The organism is Rufibacter sp. JT3400010 (assembly GCF_054956755.1).
In genome coordinates, this window is record NZ_JBUDXA010000012.1 from 101086 (window position 1) to 124855 (window position 23770).

The window sequence follows — 23770 nt, forward strand, 5'->3', positions numbered from 1 at the left end:
TTTCTTTCCTGCTCATTTATTCTATTTTTACAGAAAATGTCCTTATAACTGAGCTACCCTAAAAAAACTCTCCTATGGCCGAGCCCACTGATTTTCTTCCCCTCAACGGTACAGATTACATTGAATTCTATGTGGGCAACGCCAAGCAGAGCGCCTACTTTTACCAAAGCGCGTTCGGGTATGAATTGGTGGCGTATGCCGGCCCCGAGACCGGTGTACGAGACAGAGCCTCCTACGTGTTGCAGCAAGGCAAAATAAGGCTCATGCTCACCACCTCCCTCCTGCCAGACTCGCCCATCTCTGAGCACGTGCGCCTGCACGGCGATGGCGTGAAAGTGATGGCCCTGTGGGTAGATGATGCCTACAAATCCTACGAGGAAACCATCAGCCGGGGCGCAAAATCGGCGGGCGAGCCGCAGACCCTGACCGATGAATTTGGCGAGGTGCGCATAGCCTCCATTTACACCTATGGCGAAACCATTCATACGTTTGTGGAGCGCAAGAACTACACCGGGGCTTTCATGCCGGGCTACGTAGCGCGCAAAAGCACTTTTCCGGTGGTGCCGGTGGGTTTGAAGCACGTAGACCATTGCGTAGGAAACGTGGGCTGGGGCGAGATGAACACCTGGGTAGACTTCTACGCCAAAGTGATGGGCTTCCAACTGCTGCTCACCTTTGACGATGAAGACATCTCCACCGAGTATTCGGCGCTGATGTCTAAGGTGATGAGCAACGGGAACGGCTACGTGAAATTTCCCATCAATGAACCCGCCGAGGGCAAGAAGAAATCGCAGATTGAAGAATATCTGGACTATTACCACAGCCCTGGCGTGCAGCACATAGCTATTGCCACCGATGATATTGTGGCGACTGTAGGCGAACTGCGCCGTAGAGGTGTGGAATTCCTTTCGGTTCCGGCTTCGTACTATGCAGATTTAGCCGAACGCGTGGGTTCTATAGAGGAAGATATGAAACCCATCCAAGACCTGAACATTCTGGTAGACCGTGACAATGAGGGCTATCTGCTGCAAATCTTCACCAAACCAGCGCAAGACCGCCCTACTGTTTTCTATGAAATCATTCAGCGGAAAGGTGCAAAATCCTTCGGGAAGGGAAATTTCAAGGCGCTATTTGAATCAATTGAACGTGAACAAGCCCTGCGGGGTAACTTATAATCCTTTATAGCCGTTTTTGAGACTGTTTTCACTAAAACAGCCCCTAAACGCATTCGTCCTTTTCTATAAAACTATGCAAAACAATTTATCACTGGAGCCAGCCGTATTAAACAAGGTAAATACTTGGCTGGAGGGTGCTTATGACCAAGACACCAAGACCGAACTGCAACGCCTGATTGATAGCCAGGATGCTGATACCTTAACCGATTCTTTCTACAAAGACCTGGAGTTTGGCACTGGCGGTTTGCGCGGCATCATGGGCGTGGGCAGCAACCGCATGAACCGCTACACGGTGGGTATGGCTACCCAGGGCCTGAGCAATTACCTGCTTAAATCCTTCCCCGGCCAGCAGATAAGCGTGGCTATTGCGCATGATAGCCGCAACAACAGCCCGTATTTTGCCAACGTGGTAGCCGATGTGTTCAGCGCCAACGGCATCAAAGTATACTTCTTCAGTGAGCTTCGGCCTACGCCCGAATTGTCCTTTGCCATCCGGCACCTGGGCTGCCAGAGCGGTGTGGTGCTCACGGCTTCGCACAACCCCAAAGAATACAACGGCTACAAAGCCTACTGGAACGACGGCGCCCAGGTAACCGCGCCGCACGACAAAAACATCATTGCCGAGGTAAATAAAATCCAGAGCCTTGACCAGGTGAAATTTGAGCGCAACGAGGCCAACGTAGAGTTCATTCTGGACGAAGTAGACCAGGCGTATTTGGACAAAGTAGCGACGTTGAGCGTTGACCCGGCCATGATTCAGCGCCAGAAAGATTTGAGCATTGTGTATACGCCTATCCACGGAACCGGAATTACCTTGGTGCCGCGCGCGCTGGAGCGTTTCGGGTTTACGAACGTGCACGTGTTAGAGGCGCAGGCTACGCCCGATGGAAACTTCCCTACTGTGGTGTACCCCAATCCCGAGGAGAAAGACGCCATGAACCTGGCCATGCAGAAAGCCGAAGAGCTGAACGCCGAGCTGGTATTGGCCACAGACCCAGATGCTGACCGCGTGGGCATCGCCGTGCGTAACCTGGAAGGCCAGTTCGTGCTGCTCAACGGAAACCAGACGGCCGCCCTTCTTACTTATTACATTCTACAGGCCTGGCAAAAAGCGGGTAAACTCACCGGCAAAGAATACGTGGTGAACACCATCGTAACCACCGACCTCATCAACCGCGTGGCCGAAGGTTTCGGGGTGGACTGTTATGAGACCCTGACCGGCTTCAAGTACATTGCCACCATCATGCGTGAGAAAGAAGGCCAGGCCCAGTACATCTGCGGCGGGGAGGAAAGTTACGGTTTCCTGGTGGGTGACTTCGTGCGCGACAAAGATGCGGTTTCGGCCTGCGCTATGATCGCTGAGATGGCCGCCGCCGCCAAAGACCAGGGCAAGAGCCTGTTTGAACTCATGATTCAGATGTATCAGGAGTACGGCTACTACAAAGAAGACCTGATCTCTTTGACCAAAAAAGGCCATCGCGGAGCGCAGGAAATCCAGGAGATGATGCAGGAACTGCGCGAGAATCCACCAAAAACCATCGCGGGTTCCGAAGTGACTGAGCTGATTGACTATAAAACGGGCTTCCGCCGGAACCTGCGTACTGGCGAAGAAAGCGCCACCGGCCTGGAAAGCTCCAACGTACTCCAGTTCCTCACCGAAGACGGCACCAAAGTATCGGCCAGACCATCGGGCACCGAGCCTAAGATTAAGTTCTACTTCAGCGTACGCGAGCCTTTGGCTTCCGCCGATGAATTTGAGAAAACAGGCCAGAAACTGAATGACAAAATTCAGGCGATCATCTCTGACCTTAACCTTAAATAAGTGAGAGGTTTCTTCAAATCAGAAAGCCCTTCTTGTGTGTTACAGGAAGGGCTTTCTGTTTTGAAGCTCCTTTGGTGAAAACAGGCCTTAAATTGGTTAAATGTCAGAAACTGTGACTTTCTGGAAAGTTTAATGGGTTAGATAAATTGAACTTAACCATGAACCCACTAACGTAGATAAGCAATGACCTAAAGCAGCTTCCTGAATAAAGTCTACTTTTATCCTTCTTTCTGAAAACTATCGCTTATAAATAGAGTATTCTTGGATAGAAGGATTTCAAAAGTTTTGACGTAACCGCTCTGCGTAGTGGCACGGCTACGGCTTCAAAGATTTCGGCGGTGCCTGATTGTGCATCTGACTTTAATCCCGTATTTTTAACCAAGGCTACCTTACTTATGGCTGAGAAAAGGCATGAACTACAAGTCTTTGCCTTTCTGTTCACTTTCTTCACGAATTCAAGAATGTGATATAATAAATTTTACTTTTTTTCGATAATTAGAAAGAGGTTCCCACACTTAAGAAGCAAGACTATTTGATATAACTATTACTACCTCCCTATATCTGGATCATCTACCCAAGTACCCCCTGTTTCTGGATAGGCAGACTGAATAGTTCTGTACCGTTTTCTTCTTCTGAATGTTAACCTGATTTAGTATTGTTTACTTTTTTCAGACAACCGAATGCATTCATTCAAAAGCTATCTGCTGATATTTGCGGTCTATCTCTGTAGCTCCAATCTCCTTTATGCGCAATGCGGTGCGGCCATCACTTCTCCCGGTCCTGATCCGGTTTGTTATGGTACTACCTTATCTGCCACTCCTACCGGGCCAGGTTTTCGGTACCAATGGCAAAGAAACGGGGTCAATATCTTAGGTGCTAACAAAGCCACCCAACCCGTTGAAGCTGACGGAGATTATACTGTTATCGTTTCCGGAACCACCTGTAGGATAGACACCTCAGACGTAGTAACGATGAAACTGATTGAACAGGAAGCCAAGTTCAACGCCAACGACAAGAAGCCAGACTCTCCTCTGTCACCACCTCCTTTATGTGGAGTGCCTGTAATAGTTACTCTGGAGAATGAATCTACCGGAGATAATTTAACTTATGAATGGGAAATTTTAGATGGAAGCGAACAGCCGGTTCCTGCTACTGTTGCAGAATACGTAGCTCCCTCGAATAATACTGTTGAAAACCCTGTTATTCGCTTTTATCAAAAAGGCCAGTATACTATTCGCCTTAAGATTAAAGGAGAATGTAATCCTGGAGGAGAAGAAGGCCCTCTAGATACACTAGACGTACGAAACCCTACAGCGAAGCGAGATGGGCGGTACGTGCATGAGGAGCAGGTTCTTATTGTTTATCCCCAAATACAACCACAACCCTTAGAATTCTGTTTGGACCCAACTGCCGGCCCAACCATCACATTGAATGGGAAACAACTTATTGGTGATCCTGATTTCAACACACCAAATCCAATTCCTAATTCCTTTGTATGGACGGTATTCGATGGCGTAACTATCAGCGGAGATGCCACGTCAGACAACCCTAGTTTCCAGTTTCCAAATGTGGCTGGCTCCTACAGAATTACTGTAGATTTTGCGAATGAGTGCGAAAAAGCAAGCGGGCTCACAGGCGATCCGGTGGAAATCATTGTCACGCTCAATCCGTTGCCGGATAAACCTACCATTGCCAGACCAGAGGTGTTTGTGTGCGAAGGCGAAACCTATACCATTAATCCTAGCCCGAACGCCAACAACCAAGACATACTGTATAACTTCTACACTGCGCCTACCGGAGGTTCACCTTTGAACACGGGAGGTCCGCAACCAATGTTCTCCGTTGGTCCTCTGAGTGGCAGACGCGTAATCTATATCTCTTCCTTTGAGAATGGCTGCGAAAGTGCTGATCGTACCATGTTCACCATCAACATTATCCAGCAGGAACTCGACAACACCATTGCCACGGACCAAAGCATCTGCGCAGATACCAAACCCACCACCTTATCGGGTTCCAACGCAATAGTAGGCACTGCCAAACCCATCTACCTATGGGAAAGCCAGACCACTGGCGGCACATTCACCGCCGCTGCGGGTACCAACGACCAACAGAATTACTCTCCGCCTGTACTCCAGGAAACTACCATCTACAGAAGAACGGTGACCTTTGAGGGTTGCACCTTGCCCAACTACAGCAATGAAATCACCATTGAAGTTTTACCCAAAATAGACCCAAGCGCTAACGTCATCCAAGTAGACAAAAAGATAGTCTGCAAAGGCGATGTTCCTACCTTAACCGGCAACCTCCTGGGCGGTGACATTGAGTACGTGTGGGAAAGCAGCACCACCAGCGCCACCACGGGCTTTATTCCGGCGGTGGGCTCAGATAATACTAACGGAGCGCTGTTTACACCTGGCTTCATCACACAAACTACCTGGTACCGCAGAACGGCCAAGTACCGGAACACCAATTGCGATCCGGTACCTTCCGCAGAGGCGATACAAGTGACCATTGATGAATTACCGGGAACTCCATCGGTGGTTGCTCCTGCAGTTTCAACCTGCCAAGGTGGTTCTGCTGTGTTGGAAGTTGTACCTGATCCAGCCGGGACCGGTACCCTCACTTATGTGTGGTACACCGAGGCTTCCGGTGGAACTCCTATTGGCTCTGGTTCACCATTTACCACACCACCGTTACAAACCAATACCACGTTTTATGTAGAGGCTGTAAATGAGAATGACTGCGTGAGCCTTCGCCGTACCTCTGTCATGGTTACAGTGCTCCCTATCACCGCTGATGCAGGACGTGATACCACCATCATTGAAGGTCAGTCTACTACCTTAAGGGGAATCGGGGCCACGGGCGCTACCTATTCCTGGACGCCAACCACTGGCCTTAGCAACCCTAACATCGCCAATCCGGTGGCCACGCCTACTGAGACCACCACTTATACCTTAACCGTTACCAATGGCGGTCAGGAATGTGTGGCCACAGATGAGGTAACCATCACGGTTATTCCGCGCATTGTCATTGTGAACACCTTCAGCCCCAACAATGATGGGGTTAACGAAGTCTGGGAGATTGAGAACATCCAGAACTACCCAGAAGCTACCGTGGAGATTTTCAACCGCTATGGGGCCCAGGTATTCAAATCTGATGTTGGGTACACCCAGCCTTGGAACGGAACGCACAACGGCAATCCGCTGCCTATAGCCACCTACTACTACATCATCCATTTAAATAAAAATGAGAAGCCTTTCACCGGCAGTATCACCATTATCAAATAAGCAGATGAAGAAATATTTAGGCGCTTTTCTGGTTCTGCTGCTTCTCACGGCCCCGGCTTGGGGACAACAGCGGCCGCAGTACAGCCAATACATGATTAACAGCTATTTGCTGAACCCGGCCATTACCGGTATTGAAGATTACACCGAGGTGAAGATTGGCACCCGCCAGCAGTGGGTGGGCTTAGAAGGTGCTCCCAAAACCTACCATGTGAGCGCCCACACGCCCCTGAACAAACAGGTGGCCAGCATCCGGAACGTGGGCAAAGGCATCACCAGCACCCGCACCGTGAATAAAAACCGGTTCGTGCGGGCGTATCCGCACCACGGCGTTGGTATTCAGGTCATCAGTGACCGGACAGGACCCTTGCGGAGAACCAATGCGAATCTTACGTATGCATACCATTTGCCTATTACCAGAACCATTACGGTCTCTATGGGAGCCAGTGCCGGCATTTTGCGTAATAGCCTCAACGCCGGAGAAGCTACGTTCACTAGCCCAGACCCGGCCATTTCCAGCGACTACGTGAACCGCAATTACTTTGACCTGGGCCTGGGCACCTGGATTTATTCTAACAGCTTCTTTGTGGGCCTTTCTGGGGCGCAGCTGATTAAAAGCAACCGAGACCTGAACCCCAGCGAGGAAAACGAGGGACCAAACAATGTGCTGCAAAAACACTTTATTGCCACGGCCGGCTACAAATTTAACGTGGGGCAGGAAGTTACCCTTATCCCCTCCGTATTGGCTAAATTCAACAACCCCAGCCCTACCACAGTGGACTTCAACCTAAGAGCTATCTATGCGGACCGGGTTTGGGCCGGAATCTCTTACCGGAACCAGGATGCGTTCGCTTTGATGACCGGCGTGAACATTAGTCACATCATGGATGTCAGCTATTCCTATGACTACAACACCTCGCCATTGAATATCTCCAACTCAGGTACCCATGAAGTGGTGCTGGGTTTGAAACTCTTCAACAAAGGCAAAGTCATCTGCCCTAGATGGATGCATTAATTCTATTTTTGGTGATTAAACCAGCAGGGGCCGATTTCTATGGAATCGGCCCCTGCTGGTTTATGGCCGCTTTTCAGAAAATGGCGCTTTTATAGTTGTTGTAAATGGAGGGGCAACCCCTTGTGGTTGCCCTTTATGTATGCTGATTTTCAGATAATCTGATCAGCTAGAGTGGGACAGGTCGCGACCTGTCCGTACGTATTCTTGAAATCCCTTTGTTTTCTGGGGAATAGAGTAAAAACGGAAAAGGGCAACTCTTTGGGGTTGCCCTATAAGAAAGCCCCAGCTCTTGGTAAGAGCTGGGGCTTTCTTCTTTTATGAATCCTGTAAATTAAGACTTCACAGGTGTAATGGTTTGGATGGTGCCGTCTGGGTTGTGGGTTAATTCCGTTACTTTGATGTTACGTAGGTACGTTTTGCCAGACAATTGGGTGTCATGGTAGAAGATGTACCACTTGCCTTTTACCTCTACAATAGAGTGGTGGTTGGTCCAGCCTTCCACCGGCTTCAGAACCACGCCTTTGTAGGTGAATGGTCCTGTAGGCGAGTCGCCTATGGCGTAGGCAATGTTGTGGGTGTCACCGGTAGAGTAAGAGAAGTAGTATTTGCCATTGTGCTTGTGTACCCAGGCCGCCTCAAAGAAGCGTTTGTCGTGGTTAGTGGCTGGGAAAGGCTTGCCGTTTTCGTCCAGAAGCTGCACGTCTTTCACGGGTCCGTCAAAGCCTAGCATATCTTTGCGCATTTTGGCCATTTTAGGAAGTAAGGCATTGCCCGTAGCTGGCTCAGGTGCGGCTGTAGAGTCATACTTGCCGGTAGCCCAACGCTGTAACTGTCCTCCCCAGATACCTCCAAAGTACATGTAAGATGTACCGTCTGTATCTGTGAACACGGCAGGGTCAATGCTGTAAGCACCGTCAATCGGCTTCGCCTCTGCTTTGAAAGGTCCGGTTGGCGAAGTAGAGGTGGCTACGCCGATTCTAAAGATGTTTTGTTTGTCTTTGGCCGGGAAATAGAAGTAATACTTCCCGTTCTTATAAGCCGCATCTGGGGCCCATACCTGACGGGCCGCCCAAGGAATGTCTTTCACGTCTAAGGCAACCCCGTGGTCGGTTACTTTCCCGTTAATGTCATCCATGGAATACACATGGTAGTCGCGCATGTCAAAATGGTCGCCATTGTCATTCTCCGGAGTACCAGTGGCGGTATCATGGGAAGGATAGATGTAGATTTTACCGTTGAATACGTGCGCCGAAGGATCTGCCGTGTATACATCGGTTACCAAAGGTTGGGACAGGTACTTGGAACTAGTGGAGTCTGCGGTGGCAGAAGCATTGCTTTGTGCTGTTCCTGTTTCAGAGGTGTTCGTTTCTGCCCCGGTCTGCTTTTGGCAGGCACTGAAGAAGGCGGAAGCAGCTACAAATGCCAAGGGCAGGTACTTAGCAGTTCTTAAGTTCGTCATGTTTTTGTTTGTGGTTTCGGATTGATTTGGTGAAGATACTCAAATCTGTATCTTCTTTGCAACCGATTTCAATAAATTAAGTCCACCAGATTTTCTGGGCTGCTAAGCTCTATCAATGCTTCCTTTTGGAGATAAACCAACTAAGTCTGATGCGACTAAACTTATGCTCTTGATAGAAGATACCACCTGGCCTTAGCAAATCAGTAGCGCCATCGCTTGGAGCCCAGACCATACGCCAGCATGAAATCTAAAGCAAGTAGGACAATACAATAGCAACTAAGGCTTCATTCCATTTAGATGCTTCAGAGTACAGGACAATCCATAAAATAATAAAATCGCCTGTTTATCAGCTATTTTGGCAAAATCAGCTTTAAAATGGAAGCGAGGCAACGTGCTTTTTATTCCGTCTCATTTCAGTTTAAGATAACCTTTCAAGAAAAAATCTTCGTTTAAGAAAAAGATAATCAAGACACCTCTACAAACATTCATGAGTATGGCTTCTAAAAACCTCAACCTCAACGTAACCGAGAGCTTTGAAGAATCAGTTGTTTCCAATAAAATTGAGGAATCTATTGAGGCTGAATTGGCAGATGGCAGTGCCGCTTCCAAAAGCACAGACAACCCTATCCCCAGGGTGGTTCTGCGGCCCAATACGTACTCTCTGTTAGACGGAGAATGGAAATTTTCCCTTGACCAGGAAGACAGAGGACTACGCGAGGGCTGGTACCTGGGCCATAAATACGTACATACCGCCAACTGGCCCGGCTCTGTGGAAGACCACATGGCTAAAACCAAAGGCGAACTGGATACGCCTGCCTGGCAGGATAAATTGATTGCCTGGTATGAGCGGGAATTCACGCGGCCCGAGAAACTGGAAAGCGGCGGAAAAAGGATCTACCAAATCACCTTCGGGGCTTGCGGGTACGAGACCAGGGTGTGGCTCAACGGAAGGCTTCTAACTGATGTGGAAGGCGGAGAAGTCCATTACGGCGAGTACAACTCTTTCTCCTTTGAGATAAATGAAGATCATCTGTTGCCGGTAAACTACTTAACGGTGCGCATCTCGCACAGCATGGATGCCGAGGTGCCACGCGGCAAGCAGGAATCACACGTGTACAAACGCGGGGGCATCTGGTACCAGACCTATACCGGCGCGGTTAGAAGCGTTTGGTTGGAAACCGTGGAGCGCAACCGCCTGCGGTCCAGAGTGGGGGTACAAGGCCTTATTGAAGACTCTTTGGTGCGCTTCAACTTCACCACCAGAATTCAGGACCCGGGCACCTATACGCTTCGGCTTAACATTTTTGAAAGGAACGCCCCAGATGACTCTACTCCGCTGGCTACCTCAGATTATGAACTTAGGTTGGAGGCCGGGCAAAGGCAGCAGTACGTGGTCATTGAGGTGCCTGATGCCCAGCTTTGGAGCCCCGAAGACCCACACCTGTATAAATTTGAAGCCCAACTGATAGACTCCACTGGCTACGCCTCAGAAATTGCCGGACACTTCGGGTTGCGTAAAATTGAGGCCCGTGGCCGGCACATTTACCTCAACAACCAGGAAATCTACATTGACGGCATCCTCTATCAGCCGGGCACGGCTACGTACGAGGAAATGCGGCGTCACATGTACGCCATGAAAGAACTGGGCTGTAACCTGGTGCGCGTGCACATTGCCGGTATTGACCCCCGCATCTACAACCTGGCAGACGAGATGGGCATGTTGCTGTGGGTGGAAGTGCCCAGCCCCCACTCCTCTACCAAGCGCAGCCGTGAAAACCACCGCATTGAATTGCTGCGCATGCTGGCCCTTATTGAAACCAACCCATCGGTGATTATCTGGAGCTTGTACAACGAGGACTGGGGCGCGCAGGACATTGCCACTAACCCCGAGACACGGCAATACATCATGGATATCTTCCACTTCATGAAGATCAGGTATCCGCAGTTTCTGGTGGTGGACAATGACGGTTGGCAGCACATTTCCTATGAAGGCAAAATCAAGACTGATCTGCTCACTGCCCACATCTACACGCCAAAACTAACCAAGTGGAAAAAGACCCTGGACAAAATGGTGGCCGGAGATTTGGACAATGTAGCGGTACTGCCCCTGGTAATTGGTGACCAGTATTTCTACCGTGGGCAAACGCCTTTGATCGTAAGTGAGTGGGGCGGTTTCGGGTTCTCTGATTACGGCGGGCCCGAAGGTTCAGAAGAGCGCACAGACCGTATTCTGGCCTTCAAGAAGGAACTCCGTAAAAGACGCATTGCCGGTGATGTCTACACCCAGGCTACCAACATTGAAGACGAGAAAAACGGCCTGATTGACTTCCATACCGGTGAACTATCAGTGCCGGCTGGTATACTCAGTAGCCGTGACTTCGAGGAAAAAGCAACGAAGAAGGTGAAAAGCCGCAAGAAAAAGGCTAGCGAATAATCTGTTGTTGTTTTAGTTACTTGGGGTTAATCCTGTTTAAGGGGCGTTTTGCAAAAAACGCCCCTTAAATATATCAATGCCTTCGTGTTTAAGTATTGACAGCCAGCAAAAACATTCTGACTTTTATCTTGTCTTTCTTCAAACTAACCTAAAAGATAATTCTATGAAAAAGCTTTTGCTTCTGCTACTCTGCCTGAGCTCTTTGCCGGCGTGGGCTCAAAGTCTGCCGCAGCCAGATCGTGTTAAAACGGATAAAGGCGATATCGTCATTCAGCCGGTCACACATGGCTCGGTGGTATTCCAGTGGAACGGTAAAACCATTTGGGTTGATCCCTACGGCGGTGCCGCTTTGTACACCGGTCTAGCCAAGCCTGACCTGATCCTGATCACCGACATTCACGGCGATCACCTGGATTTGAAAACCTTGCAGGCCCTGCCCGTTTCCAATGCTACCATTGTGGCACCACAGGCGGTTGTAAACCAGCTACCAGAACAGATGAAAGCCAAAGCCAAAGTGCTTGCCAACGGGGCCAGCACCAAACTGATGGACATTGACATTCAGGCCGTGCCCATGTATAACCTGCCCGAGGCCAGTGATGCCATGCACCCCAAAGGTCGGGGCAACGGCTACGTACTTCGGTTAGGAAACAAAAACGTTTATGTCTCCGGTGACACCGAAGACATTCCAGAAATGAGGGCGCTCAAAAACATAGATGTTGCGTTTGTGTGCATGAACCTGCCCTACACCATGGATGTGGACCAAGCGGCCTCGGCAGTTCTGGACTTCAAACCGAAAGTGGTGTACCCCTACCATTACCGCGGGCAAGGTGGTTTAAGCGATGTGAATGCCTTCAAAACCAAAGTAGAGGCGGGCAAAAAACAGATAGACGTGCGCTTACGCCAGTGGTACCCTAAAAGCTAAACCGAAGATTCAAGCCAAAGGATAATACCCAAAACCTCCATTCTGCTTAGAGACGCTTTCTGGTAAAACAGGCCTAAAACAAAAGCTGGTTTCCCCTGTGAAAAGGAGAAACCAGCTTTTGTTTTTTGAGTGAGATTGAGAGACTACAAACGGTTATAATCTGCTTCGTCAGAATTAGTTTCTTTGCTGTCCAAGGGTTGGTCATTCATGCGCAGACCGTTGGCAGTGCCGTCCATGGCGTCATAGCTGCCTTCCATCTCAAAGCCGGGGCCTTGGGTATCTGACTCTTTGCTGTCGGGGTTATTGGCTCCGTAGCCGGTTATCTCGTTTCCGCCTATGTGCAGGTTTTCCAGTTTATCTTTCTGGTCGTTCCGCTGCAGGTCACCGTTGGGCCCAATGTTACGCTTGGCCGAAGGGTCTGGGGTGTTCCCCATGTTGTTCCGGTCATTGTAATCATCATGGATGTTCTTGGTGCTTGATTCGTCTTTGTCTTTATCGTCTGAATTGAAAATATCTAGAATAGCCATGGTCTTAAGGTTTAAGTTCTGCCTCTGTTTACGGACTCCAGTACAGGTGGTTTACGTTGGGCACCTTTCAGTTCAGATAACTAGTCTGTAAATGGAAAGAGAACCGGCTATGAGTAAGTCCTCTTTCCATCTATGGCCGAGACGAAAAACGAGGATCAGTGCTTTTTGCCTTTCTTTCCGTTGCCGTTTCCTTTACCAGGGCCATGCCCGTGGTTCTTTTTCTGCTGACCGGGCGCATAGGCCTTCGCAGATTGGTCTCCGTTTATCTTTTTGGCTTGGCCCGGCGGAAACCCCCGCGTAGAAGATCTTTCGCCCGGGAAATAAATACCGGGATGAGAAGTTCGCTGACTTTTAGACGTTCTAGGGGTAGACGGGTAGCGCGAACTGCCGGTGTCTCTGGAACTGGAGCAGCCAACGGCACTCACCAGAAAAATTATCATGACCAGTAATGGTAAAAGCTGCTTTCTCATAAGAATTTCAAATTACATCCTGTTCACAAGCTGGTAGCAACTTTAAAGCCAAAAAGAATCCTATAAAGGCGTTTTCTGCCTTATTTTGAGAAAGAACCCCTGAAACGTTATCTCACCAAGCGGTGTTCTGTCGTTATCAACTCACCTATCTCCTTTTATTTCAAGGCTTACACAGAATGGCTAAGCTGGTTTTCGTTTTAAGTATATTTTTCACCTGTTTTCAGGCAATTGCCCAGGAAAAGGAACCTTCCTTCATTCCCAGCGCAGTGGCGGTACCTGTTATACCCACTTCCCACACCAAATCCATTGACCAATTTTCCCGATTCATAAACAGCCACTACAAAACACCTCAGGAGAAAGTAAAAACCATTTATTACTGGCTGGCCGCTAACATTGTCTATGATGTGGCTTCCTTGGCCAACATGCCCCTGTATTACGAGCGGCAGGCTCTCATTACTCAGACTTTGAACACCAGAAAAGCCGTGTGCCAAGGCTACGCCGAAGTCTTTCATGAACTTTGCGCCAAAACGGGTATTCCCTCCTACCTGGTAACCGGGTTTGTCATTCCCAAAGGCACGTCCACACCCACTTCCCACGCCTGGGTAGCCGCCCAGGTAAGCGGACAATGGTACCTTTTTGATCCTACCTGGGGCTCTGGCGTAGTGGAAAACGGCAAATTTGTACCGCGCATCAATGACCGCTACTTTATGGTTCCGCCCGCCAGAATGATCCAGACGCATATTCCATTTGATCCGCTGTGGCAGTTCCAGACGCAGCCCCTGTCTTACCATGCGTTCATTTCGGCCAGAAATAGTGGTATTTCTCTGAAGTCTAGTACTGCCAAACCTAAACCGGCCTTTGCTTACCTTGATACCCTTTCCGTGTATGCAGCAGCCTCTGAAAAAGCAAAACTAACGGCTATCCTCCGGAGAATGTCCTCTAACCAGGTAATTCCGCCGGTAGTGTTGGAGCATCTGAATGATGTCAAGCAAAACCTGGCGGTCATCCGGCAGAACGAAACCATTGACCAGTACAATGCGGCGGTAAGCGCTTTTAACGCAGGCATAGACCAACTGAACCAGTTTACCAGGTACAAGAACAACCAGTTTTTACCCGCCAAGTCTGACATGGCACTTAAACAAATGCTCTCTGGAATTACCCACCAATTACAGGAAGCGAAAAGGCTGCTCCAACAGATCAAACCCGCAGACAATACCAATCTGTTTCTGTCCTTACAGAACATGAAAGCAGCGCTTGAAAAAGCATTGGTGCAGGCCCAGAAACAAGAACAGTTTCTAGAAAACTATCTAAAAACCCCTGCGAATAAGCGGAACGCTTTCTTCTACAAACAGGCGTTAGCAGAGCGTCAGTAAGTGACTGCTTTCTAATTCACTGTTATTTAATCATTTATCTATGCACGTGTAGTGGTTTTTACGCCCGATTTCTTGAAAACAGGCTATAAATACAGGCAGAAGTTCACTATATTAGCTTCTACATCCTTCCACCAAAACACAAACATGATAAACCTAGTCATTTCGCCCCGCACCAGGCTAGCCGCCTGGTTGCTCGCCTTTTCGCTGGCCGGGCCCGCCGCCATGGCGCAAGGCCCCAAAGATCTCAACGTTCCCTATCAGCGTCCCGCTGAGTCCATCGCTAAACTGATTGAAGCCCCGGCTACACCGTCGGTGAGTTTTGATTCCAAAGGTGAATGGATGTTACTGATGGAGCGCGCCGGTTATCCCTCTATTGAGGAAGTGGCCGCGCCTGAAGCCCGTATTGGCGGCTTGCGCATCAATCCGGCGGTGAATGGGGCCAGCCGTGGTGCTTCGTTCAACAACCTGAAGTTTAAAAAAGTAAACGGCGGTCAGGAATTCACCATCCAGGGCTTGCCCGCCAACCCCAAAATCACCGATGTAACCTGGTCTCCAGACGAAAAACAGGTGGCTTTCCTGAACACGGTCTCTAACGGGATTGAACTGTGGGTGGTCAATGCATCTGACAGAACCGCCCGTAAACTGACGACCGCCACCGTCAATGATGCCTGGGGCGAAGCCTTCAATTGGGCGCCAGACAGCAAAACACTGTTGGTGAAAATGGTCAATCCCGCCCGGGGCGAGGCTCCCAAAACCAATACCACGCCGGTAGGGCCCGTAATTCAGGAAAACCTGGGCCGCACCTCTCCTTCCCGCACCTACCAGGACTTACTTAAAAACCGTCAGGACGAAGCACTGTTTGACTATTATCTCACCAGCCAGTTGGTGCAGGTTTCTTTGGACGGCAAGCAGTCTAACGTGGGCACGCAAGGCATTATCCGTTCTTTCAGCCTTTCGCCCGACGGGCAGTTTTTATTGGTGAACACCACGCATCGGCCTTACTCTTACCTGGTGCCTTCCAGCTTGTTTCCTTACACCGTACAGGTGTGGGACCGCCAGGGCAAAGTGGTGAAGCAATTAGCGGACATTCCTTTGGGTGAAAACATTCCGGTAGGCTTCAACGCGGTAGCGGCCGGGCCTAGAAGCGTGAACTGGCGTCCAGACCAGGCGGCCGCTCTGTACTGGGTAGAAGCCCAGGACGGCGGCGATGACAAGAAAGATGTTCCGGTACGGGATATTGTCTACACCCAATCGGCTCCGTTCACAGAGAAACCCGTGGCCTTGGTGGGCACCAAACTTCGTTACAGCGGCATGGTGTGGGGCAACAACAACCTGGCTTTGGTGAATGAGCGCTGGTGGAGAACCCGCCAGGAACGTAGACTGCGCGTGAACCCCAGCAAACCAGGTGCCGAGCCGGTGGTGCTGGTAGAACGTTCCTACGAAGACCTGTATACAGATCCCGGTTCGCCGGTGATGACCAAAAACCAGTACGGTCGCAACGTGCTCATGACCGATAAGTCTGGGCAGAACCTGTACATGATCAGTGAAGGCGGTTCGCCGCAGGGAAACCGTCCTTACCTGAGCAAATTCAACCTTGCTACCAAAAAAGCCGATATTCTCTGGCGCTCTGAGGCGCCGTACTATGAGTCTCCGGTAGATGTGATCAACCCTGAGAAAGGTATCTTTATCACGCGCCGCGAGTCTGAGAACGATCCGCCTAACTATTACCTGCGCCAGGTTGGCTCTAAGAAACTGACGGCCATAACCAAGTTTCCGCACCCCACCCCAGACCTGAAAGGCATTGACAAGCAGCTCCTGACGTACAAGCGCAGCGATGGCGTAACGCTTACCGCCACGTTGTACACGCCTAAAGGCTACAAAAAAGAGCAAGGCCGTTTACCCATGCTGATGTGGGCTTACCCGCGGGAGTTCAAAGACGCTGCCAGTGCTGGACAAGTGAAAAGCTCGCCGTATGAGTTCACACGCATCAACTACGGTTCACCATTGTTCTGGGTAACCAGAGGCTACGCCGTTTTGGACCGCACCGATTTCCCGATTGTGGGTGAAGGAGACGCAGAGCCGAACGATACCTACGTGGAGCAGTTAGTAGCCAGCGCCAAAGCCGCCATTGACGAGGTTAGCAAAATGGGCATCGCAGACCCTACCCGGGTAGCGGTGGGTGGCCACTCCTACGGGGCGTTCATGACTGCTAACTTATTGGCGCACTCAGATTTGTTTGCGGCCGGTATTGCCCGAAGCGGAGCCTACAACCGTACCTTAACGCCGTTCGGGTTTCAGGCCGAGGAACGCACGTTCTGGCAAGCCCCTGAGGTGTACGCCAAGATGTCGCCGTTCAACTACGCAGACAAAATCAAGACGCCTCTGCTCATGATTCACGGCGAAGCCGATAACAACTCGGGCACGTTCCCTATCCAGAGCGAGCGTTTCTACAACGCCCTTAAAGGCCATGGTGCTACTACCCGCCTGGTATTCCTGCCCGCCGAAAGCCACGGCTACGGTGCCAAAGAGTCTGTGATGCACATGCTCTGGGAAATGGACCAGTGGTTGGAGAAATACGTGAAGAACAAGCCACAGCCGCAAACCAAGCGCTAAGCTTTTAAAGCTCCTTAGAAAAAGGCCCTATGTGTATACATAGGGCCTTTTTGTTTGTGTTTCTATTAAGTTGCTAAAAAACAGCCTTTCATTCTTTTATGTTGATTTGGGGAAAGTACCGAATAAACATAAAACCTTGTTCACTGCTTTGATGCGTGAGCTCCGGACAAACCCTGGTCAACCTAACTACCTTTTCAAACGACAGGACGCCGCAGGTAGCTCACACTCGCATGACGCGAGCGAGTGCATTCATTGCTTACCTGAACTACCAGAATTTTCAACTTGTAGTTGCGGTTATTTCTGGAAAACAGCCTGAAACCGACCAGACCTTTTCTACTTAATGTCCAGCACCACATCTCCTTCCACCGGGTATCCCACGCACGTTAAGACTAAGCCTTTCGCCACTTCCCTATCGGTGAGTACTTCATTGTAGGACATCCAGACCTTGCCTTGCAGGCAGGTGGCGGCACAGTTTCCGCACCGGCCGGCTTCACAGCTGTAGGGCAAAGAAAGCCCGGCTTTTTTGGCCGCCTGCAGAATGGTGTCTGGGTACTGGGCTACAAACTGGTACGTCTTTCCGCCAACTTGCGCGGTAACCTTGTGGGGTTGCACATCTGGCGGAGTGACTTTGACTGGCACTTTGGTGGTGCTAAAGGTCTCCTGCCTGATGTTCTGGGCGGGTACACCTATTTCCCTGAGGCCGTACAAACAAAGTCTTCGGTAATTTTCAGGCCCGCATACATAACATAATATTTGAGCCAAGGACACTCTTGCATATTCTTTGACGATGCGCTTTAAAAGATCTTTGTGCAACCTGGCCTGGTCCAGTCTGGGAAAGACGCTGAAAAGGAACCGGATGGTGAACCGCTCGGCGAAATGCGTTTCCAGTTGCTGCAATTCGGGATAAAAAATGGTGCTGCCGGGGTCATGGTTGCTGTAGACCAGCACCACAGAGACGGACGGGTGTTGGAAAAGAATGGTTTTCAGCAGCGCGAAAATAGGTGTGATACCACTGCCGGCCGCCCAGAAAAACACCTGTTGGTAAGCACTCAGGGTATCTGGCAACGTAAAGAAGCCGCCCGCACCGATGGTTAGTAATTGGTCCCCTACCTTGGCCTGGTCAATGAGTCTGCGGGAAAGCAAACCGTTTTCAATCCGTTTCACGCCAATGGTCAAGGGCTCGCCCAGGGCGGGCGAAGACGTAATGGAATAGGACCGTCTCACTTCCTCCGGCACATGGGGTGCTACCAGCGTCAGGTACTGGCCCGGTTTGTAGGGGATGGCCTCGGCTTCTTTCCCCGCGAAAACAAAGGTTTTTACGCCCGGAACTTCTTCGTGTATTTGGGTAATGGTGATGGGCAGATAGGCGTGCTGCATGTGGGCGAGTAGTCTTTCTGCCTCTTTTACGGAAACTCGCTCTTTCATGGATGCTTGCCGGTCACAAGTCTTCGGCCCTAGGCAAGATACTGGAATACTGACTTGGAAAGCCCGCCGTCTTTGGCCTCCAGAACTAGGGCTCTGCTTGAGTAAACTTCTTCCCTATAAGATCTTTCTCCGGTAGATTTAGATGCGCACTACAATCCAGGAAGCTTAGAACAAAGGCACCAGGTTATCGTCCATGGGCTGCTTACACAGGCCCTCTACCCTGGAAACCCCAGCCTTGGTCAGGAACAGAAGCGGTGCCGTTTGGACCATGGCCACTTTGATGTATTCTCGCTCCAAAAGGGATCGCAGGTGAACAGACAACTCCTCTATACTCATGTTCAGTTTTTCACTGATGCTTTCCGTATTAATAGGAAAATTAACCGGCCGCTCCATCAAAGGAACAGAGGTGTAGATGGTGCTTAAAATGATATCTTCCAAGGCTAAATGGATTAATTCGAGGTCTTATACGTACAACCGCACCTTTATAACTACCTTTTTTGCCCAATTATTTGAAAATAGCCCCTATTTGGCGCATTATATTACATGAATACAATATTTTAAAAGTAGGATTATATAAATCTTACTTTAAGTAAGATCACTCTTGGATAAAGGTAATTACGGCAAAAAGTACCAGATGAAATGCTGGTAAAATAAGGTAGAACGCTACTGAACAAAGCTAAAATACCAGAGGTTGCATCCCGTTTAGAAGCTGTTTTAGCTAGAACAGGATTAAAACAGCAGTGTTGCTTGCCGTAAATAACCCTTGAAAAAAGAAGACGCAAGCTTTTGCCTGCGTCCTCAAAAAACCACTGATGAAATTTTCTTTAAAAGTACCTGTAAGCGCAGGGACGTTTATCTATGAGTTAGAACCATCGCCGTCTGACTTGGCGTCATCATTGTTGATTTTCTTTTTGCGGCGGGGCTGCTGGGGTTTGGTAGTGATCTTCCCGAACTTATAACTCGCGCTCACTTTGAACTGCCGGTTGTAGATATACAAGGTACTCACCTGTTCCGCCGAAGGTGTGGTGAAGGTGTTCCGCTGTCTCAAGGTTTCTGCGAAAGGGTTTTCTACCCCCACGGTAATGCTGCCGTTCTTGTTCAGGATGTCCTTCTTCACGGCTACGTTGAAAACAGTCAGAGATGCGGTTCTACCTTGCAAGGTAATCCGGCGGGAGTTGTGCTGGACAAAGGTCTGCGCACTAAGTCCTTTGCTGAAGGCATAGGAGGCATTCAGGTTGGCGTTGTACATCATGCTGGCGTTGGAGGCATTCAGAAGTGCGTTCCGGCTTTCCAGGTCCAGGTAGAACACGTTCACGTTCGCGCTGAGGTTTCCTTTCTTCAGGAACTTGGTACTGCCAAAGAGACTAAACCCATAGTTGGCATTCTTGCCAATATTCCCGAACCGGGTGTAATTCACGCCTTCGGCGTTGGGCAAGGTAAAGGCTTCAATGGCGTTGTTGGTCTGCCGCCAGAAAAGCGTGGCATTGACTGAGACGCCGCTCTTGAAGAACGTGCTGTAGCCCAGTTCATACGCATTGGTGATCTCAGCACTTAGATTGGGATTTCCCACCTGAATGTTGAACGTGTCGACGCGGTTTTCATAGGGGTTCAGCAATCCTAACTGCGGGCGCTGAATGCGTTTGGTGTAGTTAAACTTCAGCGTCTGGTTGTTTTTGAAGACCCTGGAAATGGCCACGCTGGGAATGAAGTTGTCATAATCCTGTGCTATCGAAGTTCTGGAAGAAGTAAAATCTCCCTCTACTTGCGTGTACTCATAGCGGGTGCCCAGTTTGAAGTTGTATTTCTTGTTCAGGCTGAATTCATAAGAGGCATACGCCGCGCCCACGTTCTGGTCATAGGAAAACACATCGGTGCGGGAGGGCACCACCACAAAGGGAGCCGTCACCGGACTGGCCACCAAGAACTGGAAATCGCTTTCGGCGTAGCGCAGAATGGCTTTGGCTCCTATCTCCAGCAGGTGCTTGTTTTTGAACGGATGGGTATAATCTACCTGAAAGGTTTTCTCTTCGTTGTAGGCATCGTTCAGGTTCTGCTCTCTTAAGGTCAGTTGCTGGTCGCGGTTCAGCACATCGGCGAAGTTGTAGTTGCCACGGTTGCTGCGGCTCAGCAAGCCTAGCACACTCAGTTCCTGCCCCGGTTGCGAAAACTGCTTGCTAAAGTCCAGGTTGATGTCATAGTTGAGGTTGTCAAACTCATTGGTGTTGCGCCGCAGGTTGCTGCCTATGATGCTCCCTTCCAGGTATTGGGTGGAGGTTTGGTTTGTCACATACGCGTACTCGCCGCCCTGCATCCTGATACCGGCAGCCAGGCTGCTCTTTTTGGAAAGCTCATAATCTACGCCCACTTGCAGCATCTGAAACTCACCTTCGCGTTTGCCCGTCATGCTCTGTGATAAGCGATCTATACCGGGAAGGCCGTTGTAGAAGGTTTCCCGGGACATTTCAGCGGGATTGTTGCGCCACATGTAGCCCAGCGTGGAAGTCAGCCCCACCTTGCCTTTGCGGTAGTTCAGGTTGCCATTTACGGTGCTGTGGCGGTTGCCATAGGTACTGTTGAGGTTCCCGTTTACTCCTTGTAAACTGTTCTTCTTGGTGATAATGTTGATGATACCCGCCGTGCCTTCGGCGTCATACTTCGCCGATGGGCTGGTGATCACTTCCACACTTTTGATCTGGTCAGAAGGAATCTGCTGCAGGGCATCAGCAATGCTGGTAGCCATCATAGCCGATGGTTTGTTGTTGATCAACACTCGCAGGTTAGAACTGCCGCGCAACGCCACATTCCCTTCCATGTCTACCGTTAAACCGGGCACTTTCTTGAGCACATCTGAGGCGGTGCCGCCGGTATTGGTGATGTCTTTCTCAGCGTTGTAGACAATGCGGTCTACTTTGTCTTCAATCAACAGTTTATCTCCTACTACGGCCACTTCATCCAGCGCCTTCGCGCCGCCTTTGAGGTGAACTACCCCAATGTTCACTTCGTCTTTGTTGCCCAGGTTAATGTTGTCAATCACCTTGGTTTCATACCCCAGAAAACTCACCGAGAGCTGATATTGACCAGCCGCCACCCGTACCAGCGAGAACTTGCCTTTGTCATCAGACACCGTGCCGTCCACTATTTTTCCAGAGGTTTTCTCTACCAGGGAGATCGTCGCAAACTCGACCGGTTTTTTGCCGGTTTCGTCTAAGATAACTCCGGCAATTTTACTGTTTCCCTTGGGAACCGGGGCTGTAGTGGCAGGCACAGGTTTGCTGTTTTCGGGCTTGTTTTGGGGAACCTGGGCAAAAGTTTGCTGTGCCGCCAGAAGGCTGGCCACAGCCATGAGTACAACTTTTTTCATACGTTTAGCTTTTATATTTAGTAGAAAACTTCAAGCAATACAATCTCAGGACACCTTTTGGGCGCCACTTTTATTGGAAAAGTTCAAGCACTCTTAAGGTGGTGCTGATCAGGGAAATGATATATTATGCAGCAAGAATAGGCAGCATGACGGTAAGCAGAAACTAAATGTGACGAAAGGCAGGAAAAATGTGACAAGCTTCAACTTCCCTCCAAAAGGAAGTCCTAGTAGTTGGAATTACCCCATCTGCAAGGCTAAAGACGGTTCTCAACAAGGCACTATCCTCACAGCAAAAGCCATTTAAGTACCAAGACAAAGTAAATTATCTCTTTTGTCCTCCTGACTGAACGGATCATGTAAGCGAACTAGAATAACCGTAAAAACTATCTCCTTTGTCATCCTGAAAGGACCTTGTGGGCGAACTAGAAAAGCTCTTCTAAACTGCCGTAACCGCTTGCTCATAAGATCCTTCCAGGATGACAAAGAGAGAGAAGAAGGCATAGTTAATCCTATCCAAGAACTTTCTTAGTTTCTGAGCATCAGTAGATGTTCTACTACTTTTCAGCAGCCGCAGTAGGAGCAAGTGCAATCAGTTTGATGGAACTCAAACTAACCTGGACTATAGAACAGATGCAGGGGAATAGGCAGCCGTTTTAGGGCAGTTTTTATAGAAAAAGCACCAAAACGGGTTGATAGCATGAGAGAGAAGGCAGGGAAGAGAAAAGTACAAACCAATAAAACTCCTCCCCTCCCTTTCTTCCTATTTCTGGCTTAAAAGTCCCAATGCTCTACCAGAAAACTCTGCTTTGGCGCTGTCTGAGAACTGGTAAGAGATGGCAGGAATCTTCACATCATTCATGAATAAGGTGCTTTTGTTCCGGATGTCCAGGGTGGCAGAGTTGATCTGGTTTTCCTTCGCAATCACCAGTTTGGAACTGCTGCCTGGGGTGATGCCTACCAGCCCCTGCAGATTTCCTAGTTTGGTATTGACCAGTTCTACGGAGGAGGCATGGTCCTGTGTAAGCCTCAGACTATCCTGCTCAAAACCCATTATCTGCACTTTCTTCCAAGCGTAAGGATTGTCAGTAGTCAAATCAAATTGGGGCTTTCCTGCTAAGGTATAGTGCGCCGTGGTAGTTAACGCGGTTAGTTCAGGGCACGAGATGTACACCACAGGGCGCCCGTTAGCCCAGGCTTTATCCTCTTTCAAGATGACATCTACTACCAGCTTTTGTCCCTGTTGCCCCACTTGCACAAAGTCCTGCACCCGGTTGTGTAAACGCACTTGGTACGGCCCCTGCACAATTTTCACGCTGATCTTACTGACGCCGTTTACCTCCACGGCATTAAATCCAGTGAAATTCCTAGAAACAAAACCAAAGAGAGGATCTTTGTAGTGACCTGTTTCATATTCGGCTTTCATGGCAAAATTGAAGGCTGTCAAGGAGCAGAGGAAAAAGACCAAAGCTGACGCTATGAGAATAGTACTCTTTTTCATGATCTTCTAATTAAGGGTGAAATGTTCGGTTTTAAATTGCTCATAACGCTCCTGCAGTTCTTCCAGCGGAATGTCCAGCAGGAAAACGTTGCGAAAGAACTCGGGCAAATCCTGTTGTATGAAGCGCTCTTTGCGGTGTTTCTTGACCTTGCTTACCCCGTCTTCGGCTACAAAAAAGCCTATCCCCCGCTTGTTGTAAATTACTTCCTGGTTCTGGAGGTATTCAAAAGTGCGCATGACCGTGTTGGGGTTCACCTGCAGTTCCACCGCTAGTTCCCGCACTGAGGGTATTTTATCATCTGGGAGCCATTTGCCCAGCAGGATATTCTCGCTCACGTAGGCGGCAATCTGCAGGTAAATGGCTTCATTGTTTCTAAATTCCATACTTCTTC

16 protein-coding genes are annotated in these 23770 nt (G+C 49.6%); 8 read left to right on the forward strand and 8 right to left on the reverse strand.

Features of this window, described 5'->3' with window-relative positions; translation table 11 throughout:
- Positions 1 to 74 precede the first annotated feature (74 nt).
- From hppD to ACY0JR_RS12935, 4 genes are all read left to right on the forward strand, one after another.
- A complete protein-coding gene (gene hppD / locus ACY0JR_RS12920; protein WP_462634512.1) occupies positions 75 to 1175 on the forward strand; it encodes a 4-hydroxyphenylpyruvate dioxygenase in 1101 nt (366 codons plus the stop codon).
- 73 nt (positions 1176 to 1248) lie between these two features.
- The gene (locus ACY0JR_RS12925; RefSeq protein WP_462634513.1) at positions 1249 to 2997 is read left to right on the forward strand and encodes a phospho-sugar mutase; all 1749 of its coding nucleotides are present in this window, start codon (positions 1249 to 1251) and stop codon (positions 2995 to 2997) included.
- Positions 2998 to 3677: 680 nt separating this feature from the next.
- Complete coding sequence (locus tag ACY0JR_RS12930; protein ID WP_462634514.1) at positions 3678 to 6284, forward strand: Ig-like domain-containing protein; 2607 nt, start codon at positions 3678 to 3680, stop codon at positions 6282 to 6284.
- 4 nt (positions 6285 to 6288) lie between these two features.
- On the forward strand, positions 6289 to 7296 hold the full coding sequence (locus ACY0JR_RS12935) for a PorP/SprF family type IX secretion system membrane protein (RefSeq protein ID WP_462634515.1): 1008 nt from the start codon (positions 6289 to 6291) through the stop codon (positions 7294 to 7296).
- A 331-nt stretch (positions 7297 to 7627) separates the two neighbouring features.
- Here the strand turns inward: ACY0JR_RS12935 and ACY0JR_RS12940 are convergent, their stop codons facing one another.
- Entirely contained in the window at positions 7628 to 8755 is a 1128-nt protein-coding gene (locus ACY0JR_RS12940; protein ID WP_462634516.1) for a glycoside hydrolase family 43 protein, read from the reverse strand.
- A gap of 493 nt (positions 8756 to 9248) precedes the next feature.
- Here ACY0JR_RS12940 and ACY0JR_RS12945 point away from each other — a divergent pair, with 493 nt between their 5' ends.
- Both ACY0JR_RS12945 and ACY0JR_RS12950 read left to right on the forward strand, forming a co-directional pair.
- Positions 9249 to 11189, forward strand: coding sequence for a glycoside hydrolase family 2 protein (locus tag ACY0JR_RS12945; RefSeq protein ID WP_462634517.1), 1941 nt, complete (start codon positions 9249 to 9251; stop codon positions 11187 to 11189).
- A gap of 163 nt (positions 11190 to 11352) precedes the next feature.
- On the forward strand, positions 11353 to 12111 hold the full coding sequence (locus ACY0JR_RS12950; RefSeq protein WP_462634518.1) for an MBL fold metallo-hydrolase: 759 nt from the start codon (positions 11353 to 11355) through the stop codon (positions 12109 to 12111).
- Positions 12112 to 12254: 143 nt separating this feature from the next.
- On the opposite strand, the gene ACY0JR_RS12955 is transcribed toward ACY0JR_RS12950, so the two are convergent.
- Positions 12255 to 12638: a hypothetical protein gene (locus ACY0JR_RS12955; RefSeq protein WP_462634519.1), complete on the reverse strand. Its 384-nt coding sequence runs from the start codon at positions 12636 to 12638 to the stop codon at positions 12255 to 12257.
- A gap of 155 nt (positions 12639 to 12793) precedes the next feature.
- Positions 12794 to 13078 (reverse strand): hypothetical protein, encoded by a 285-nt coding sequence (locus ACY0JR_RS12960; RefSeq protein WP_462634520.1) that lies wholly within the window; start codon positions 13076 to 13078, stop codon positions 12794 to 12796.
- A gap of 206 nt (positions 13079 to 13284) precedes the next feature.
- Here ACY0JR_RS12960 and ACY0JR_RS12965 point away from each other — a divergent pair, with 206 nt between their 5' ends.
- Both ACY0JR_RS12965 and ACY0JR_RS12970 read left to right on the forward strand, forming a co-directional pair.
- Positions 13285 to 14481, forward strand: coding sequence for a transglutaminase domain-containing protein (locus ACY0JR_RS12965; protein WP_462634521.1), 1197 nt, complete (start codon positions 13285 to 13287; stop codon positions 14479 to 14481).
- Positions 14482 to 14625: 144 nt separating this feature from the next.
- Positions 14626 to 17094 (forward strand): S9 family peptidase, encoded by a 2469-nt coding sequence (locus ACY0JR_RS12970; RefSeq protein WP_462634522.1) that lies wholly within the window; start codon positions 14626 to 14628, stop codon positions 17092 to 17094.
- Positions 17095 to 17427: 333 nt separating this feature from the next.
- On the opposite strand, the gene ACY0JR_RS12975 is transcribed toward ACY0JR_RS12970, so the two are convergent.
- The 5 genes from ACY0JR_RS12975 to ACY0JR_RS12995 form a co-directional block, all read right to left on the reverse strand.
- Entirely contained in the window at positions 17428 to 18519 is a 1092-nt protein-coding gene (locus tag ACY0JR_RS12975; protein ID WP_462634523.1) for a flavin reductase family protein, read from the reverse strand.
- Positions 18520 to 18684: 165 nt separating this feature from the next.
- Complete coding sequence (locus ACY0JR_RS12980; protein WP_462634524.1) at positions 18685 to 18957, reverse strand: hypothetical protein; 273 nt, start codon at positions 18955 to 18957, stop codon at positions 18685 to 18687.
- A 418-nt stretch (positions 18958 to 19375) separates the two neighbouring features.
- Positions 19376 to 21880, reverse strand: a complete 2505-nt coding sequence (locus ACY0JR_RS12985; RefSeq protein WP_462634525.1) for a TonB-dependent receptor — start codon at positions 21878 to 21880, stop codon at positions 19376 to 19378.
- Between the two features lie 760 nt (positions 21881 to 22640).
- Complete coding sequence (locus ACY0JR_RS12990; RefSeq protein WP_462634526.1) at positions 22641 to 23378, reverse strand: hypothetical protein; 738 nt, start codon at positions 23376 to 23378, stop codon at positions 22641 to 22643.
- Positions 23379 to 23384: 6 nt separating this feature from the next.
- A complete protein-coding gene (locus ACY0JR_RS12995; protein ID WP_462634527.1) occupies positions 23385 to 23762 on the reverse strand; it encodes a GntR family transcriptional regulator in 378 nt (125 codons plus the stop codon).
- Positions 23763 to 23770: the final 8 nt, after the last annotated feature.

Coding starts and splice junctions, on each gene's coding strand:
- hppD (WP_462634512.1), top strand. CDS start 75: ATGGCCGAGCCCACTGATTTTCTTCCCCTCAACGGTACAGATTACATT.
- ACY0JR_RS12925 (WP_462634513.1), top strand. CDS start 1,249: ATGCAAAACAATTTATCACTGGAGCCAGCCGTATTAAACAAGGTAAAT.
- ACY0JR_RS12930 (WP_462634514.1), top strand. CDS start 3,678: ATGCATTCATTCAAAAGCTATCTGCTGATATTTGCGGTCTATCTCTGT.
- ACY0JR_RS12935 (WP_462634515.1), top strand. CDS start 6,289: ATGAAGAAATATTTAGGCGCTTTTCTGGTTCTGCTGCTTCTCACGGCC.
- ACY0JR_RS12940 (WP_462634516.1), bottom strand. CDS start 8,755: ATGACGAACTTAAGAACTGCTAAGTACCTGCCCTTGGCATTTGTAGCT.
- ACY0JR_RS12945 (WP_462634517.1), top strand. CDS start 9,249: ATGGCTTCTAAAAACCTCAACCTCAACGTAACCGAGAGCTTTGAAGAA.
- ACY0JR_RS12950 (WP_462634518.1), top strand. CDS start 11,353: ATGAAAAAGCTTTTGCTTCTGCTACTCTGCCTGAGCTCTTTGCCGGCG.
- ACY0JR_RS12955 (WP_462634519.1), bottom strand. CDS start 12,638: ATGGCTATTCTAGATATTTTCAATTCAGACGATAAAGACAAAGACGAA.
- ACY0JR_RS12960 (WP_462634520.1), bottom strand. CDS start 13,078: ATGATAATTTTTCTGGTGAGTGCCGTTGGCTGCTCCAGTTCCAGAGAC.
- ACY0JR_RS12965 (WP_462634521.1), top strand. CDS start 13,285: ATGGCTAAGCTGGTTTTCGTTTTAAGTATATTTTTCACCTGTTTTCAG.
- ACY0JR_RS12970 (WP_462634522.1), top strand. CDS start 14,626: ATGATAAACCTAGTCATTTCGCCCCGCACCAGGCTAGCCGCCTGGTTG.
- ACY0JR_RS12975 (WP_462634523.1), bottom strand. CDS start 18,519: ATGAAAGAGCGAGTTTCCGTAAAAGAGGCAGAAAGACTACTCGCCCAC.
- ACY0JR_RS12985 (WP_462634525.1), bottom strand. CDS start 21,880: ATGAAAAAAGTTGTACTCATGGCTGTGGCCAGCCTTCTGGCGGCACAG.
- ACY0JR_RS12990 (WP_462634526.1), bottom strand. CDS start 23,378: ATGAAAAAGAGTACTATTCTCATAGCGTCAGCTTTGGTCTTTTTCCTC.
- ACY0JR_RS12995 (WP_462634527.1), bottom strand. CDS start 23,762: ATGGAATTTAGAAACAATGAAGCCATTTACCTGCAGATTGCCGCCTAC.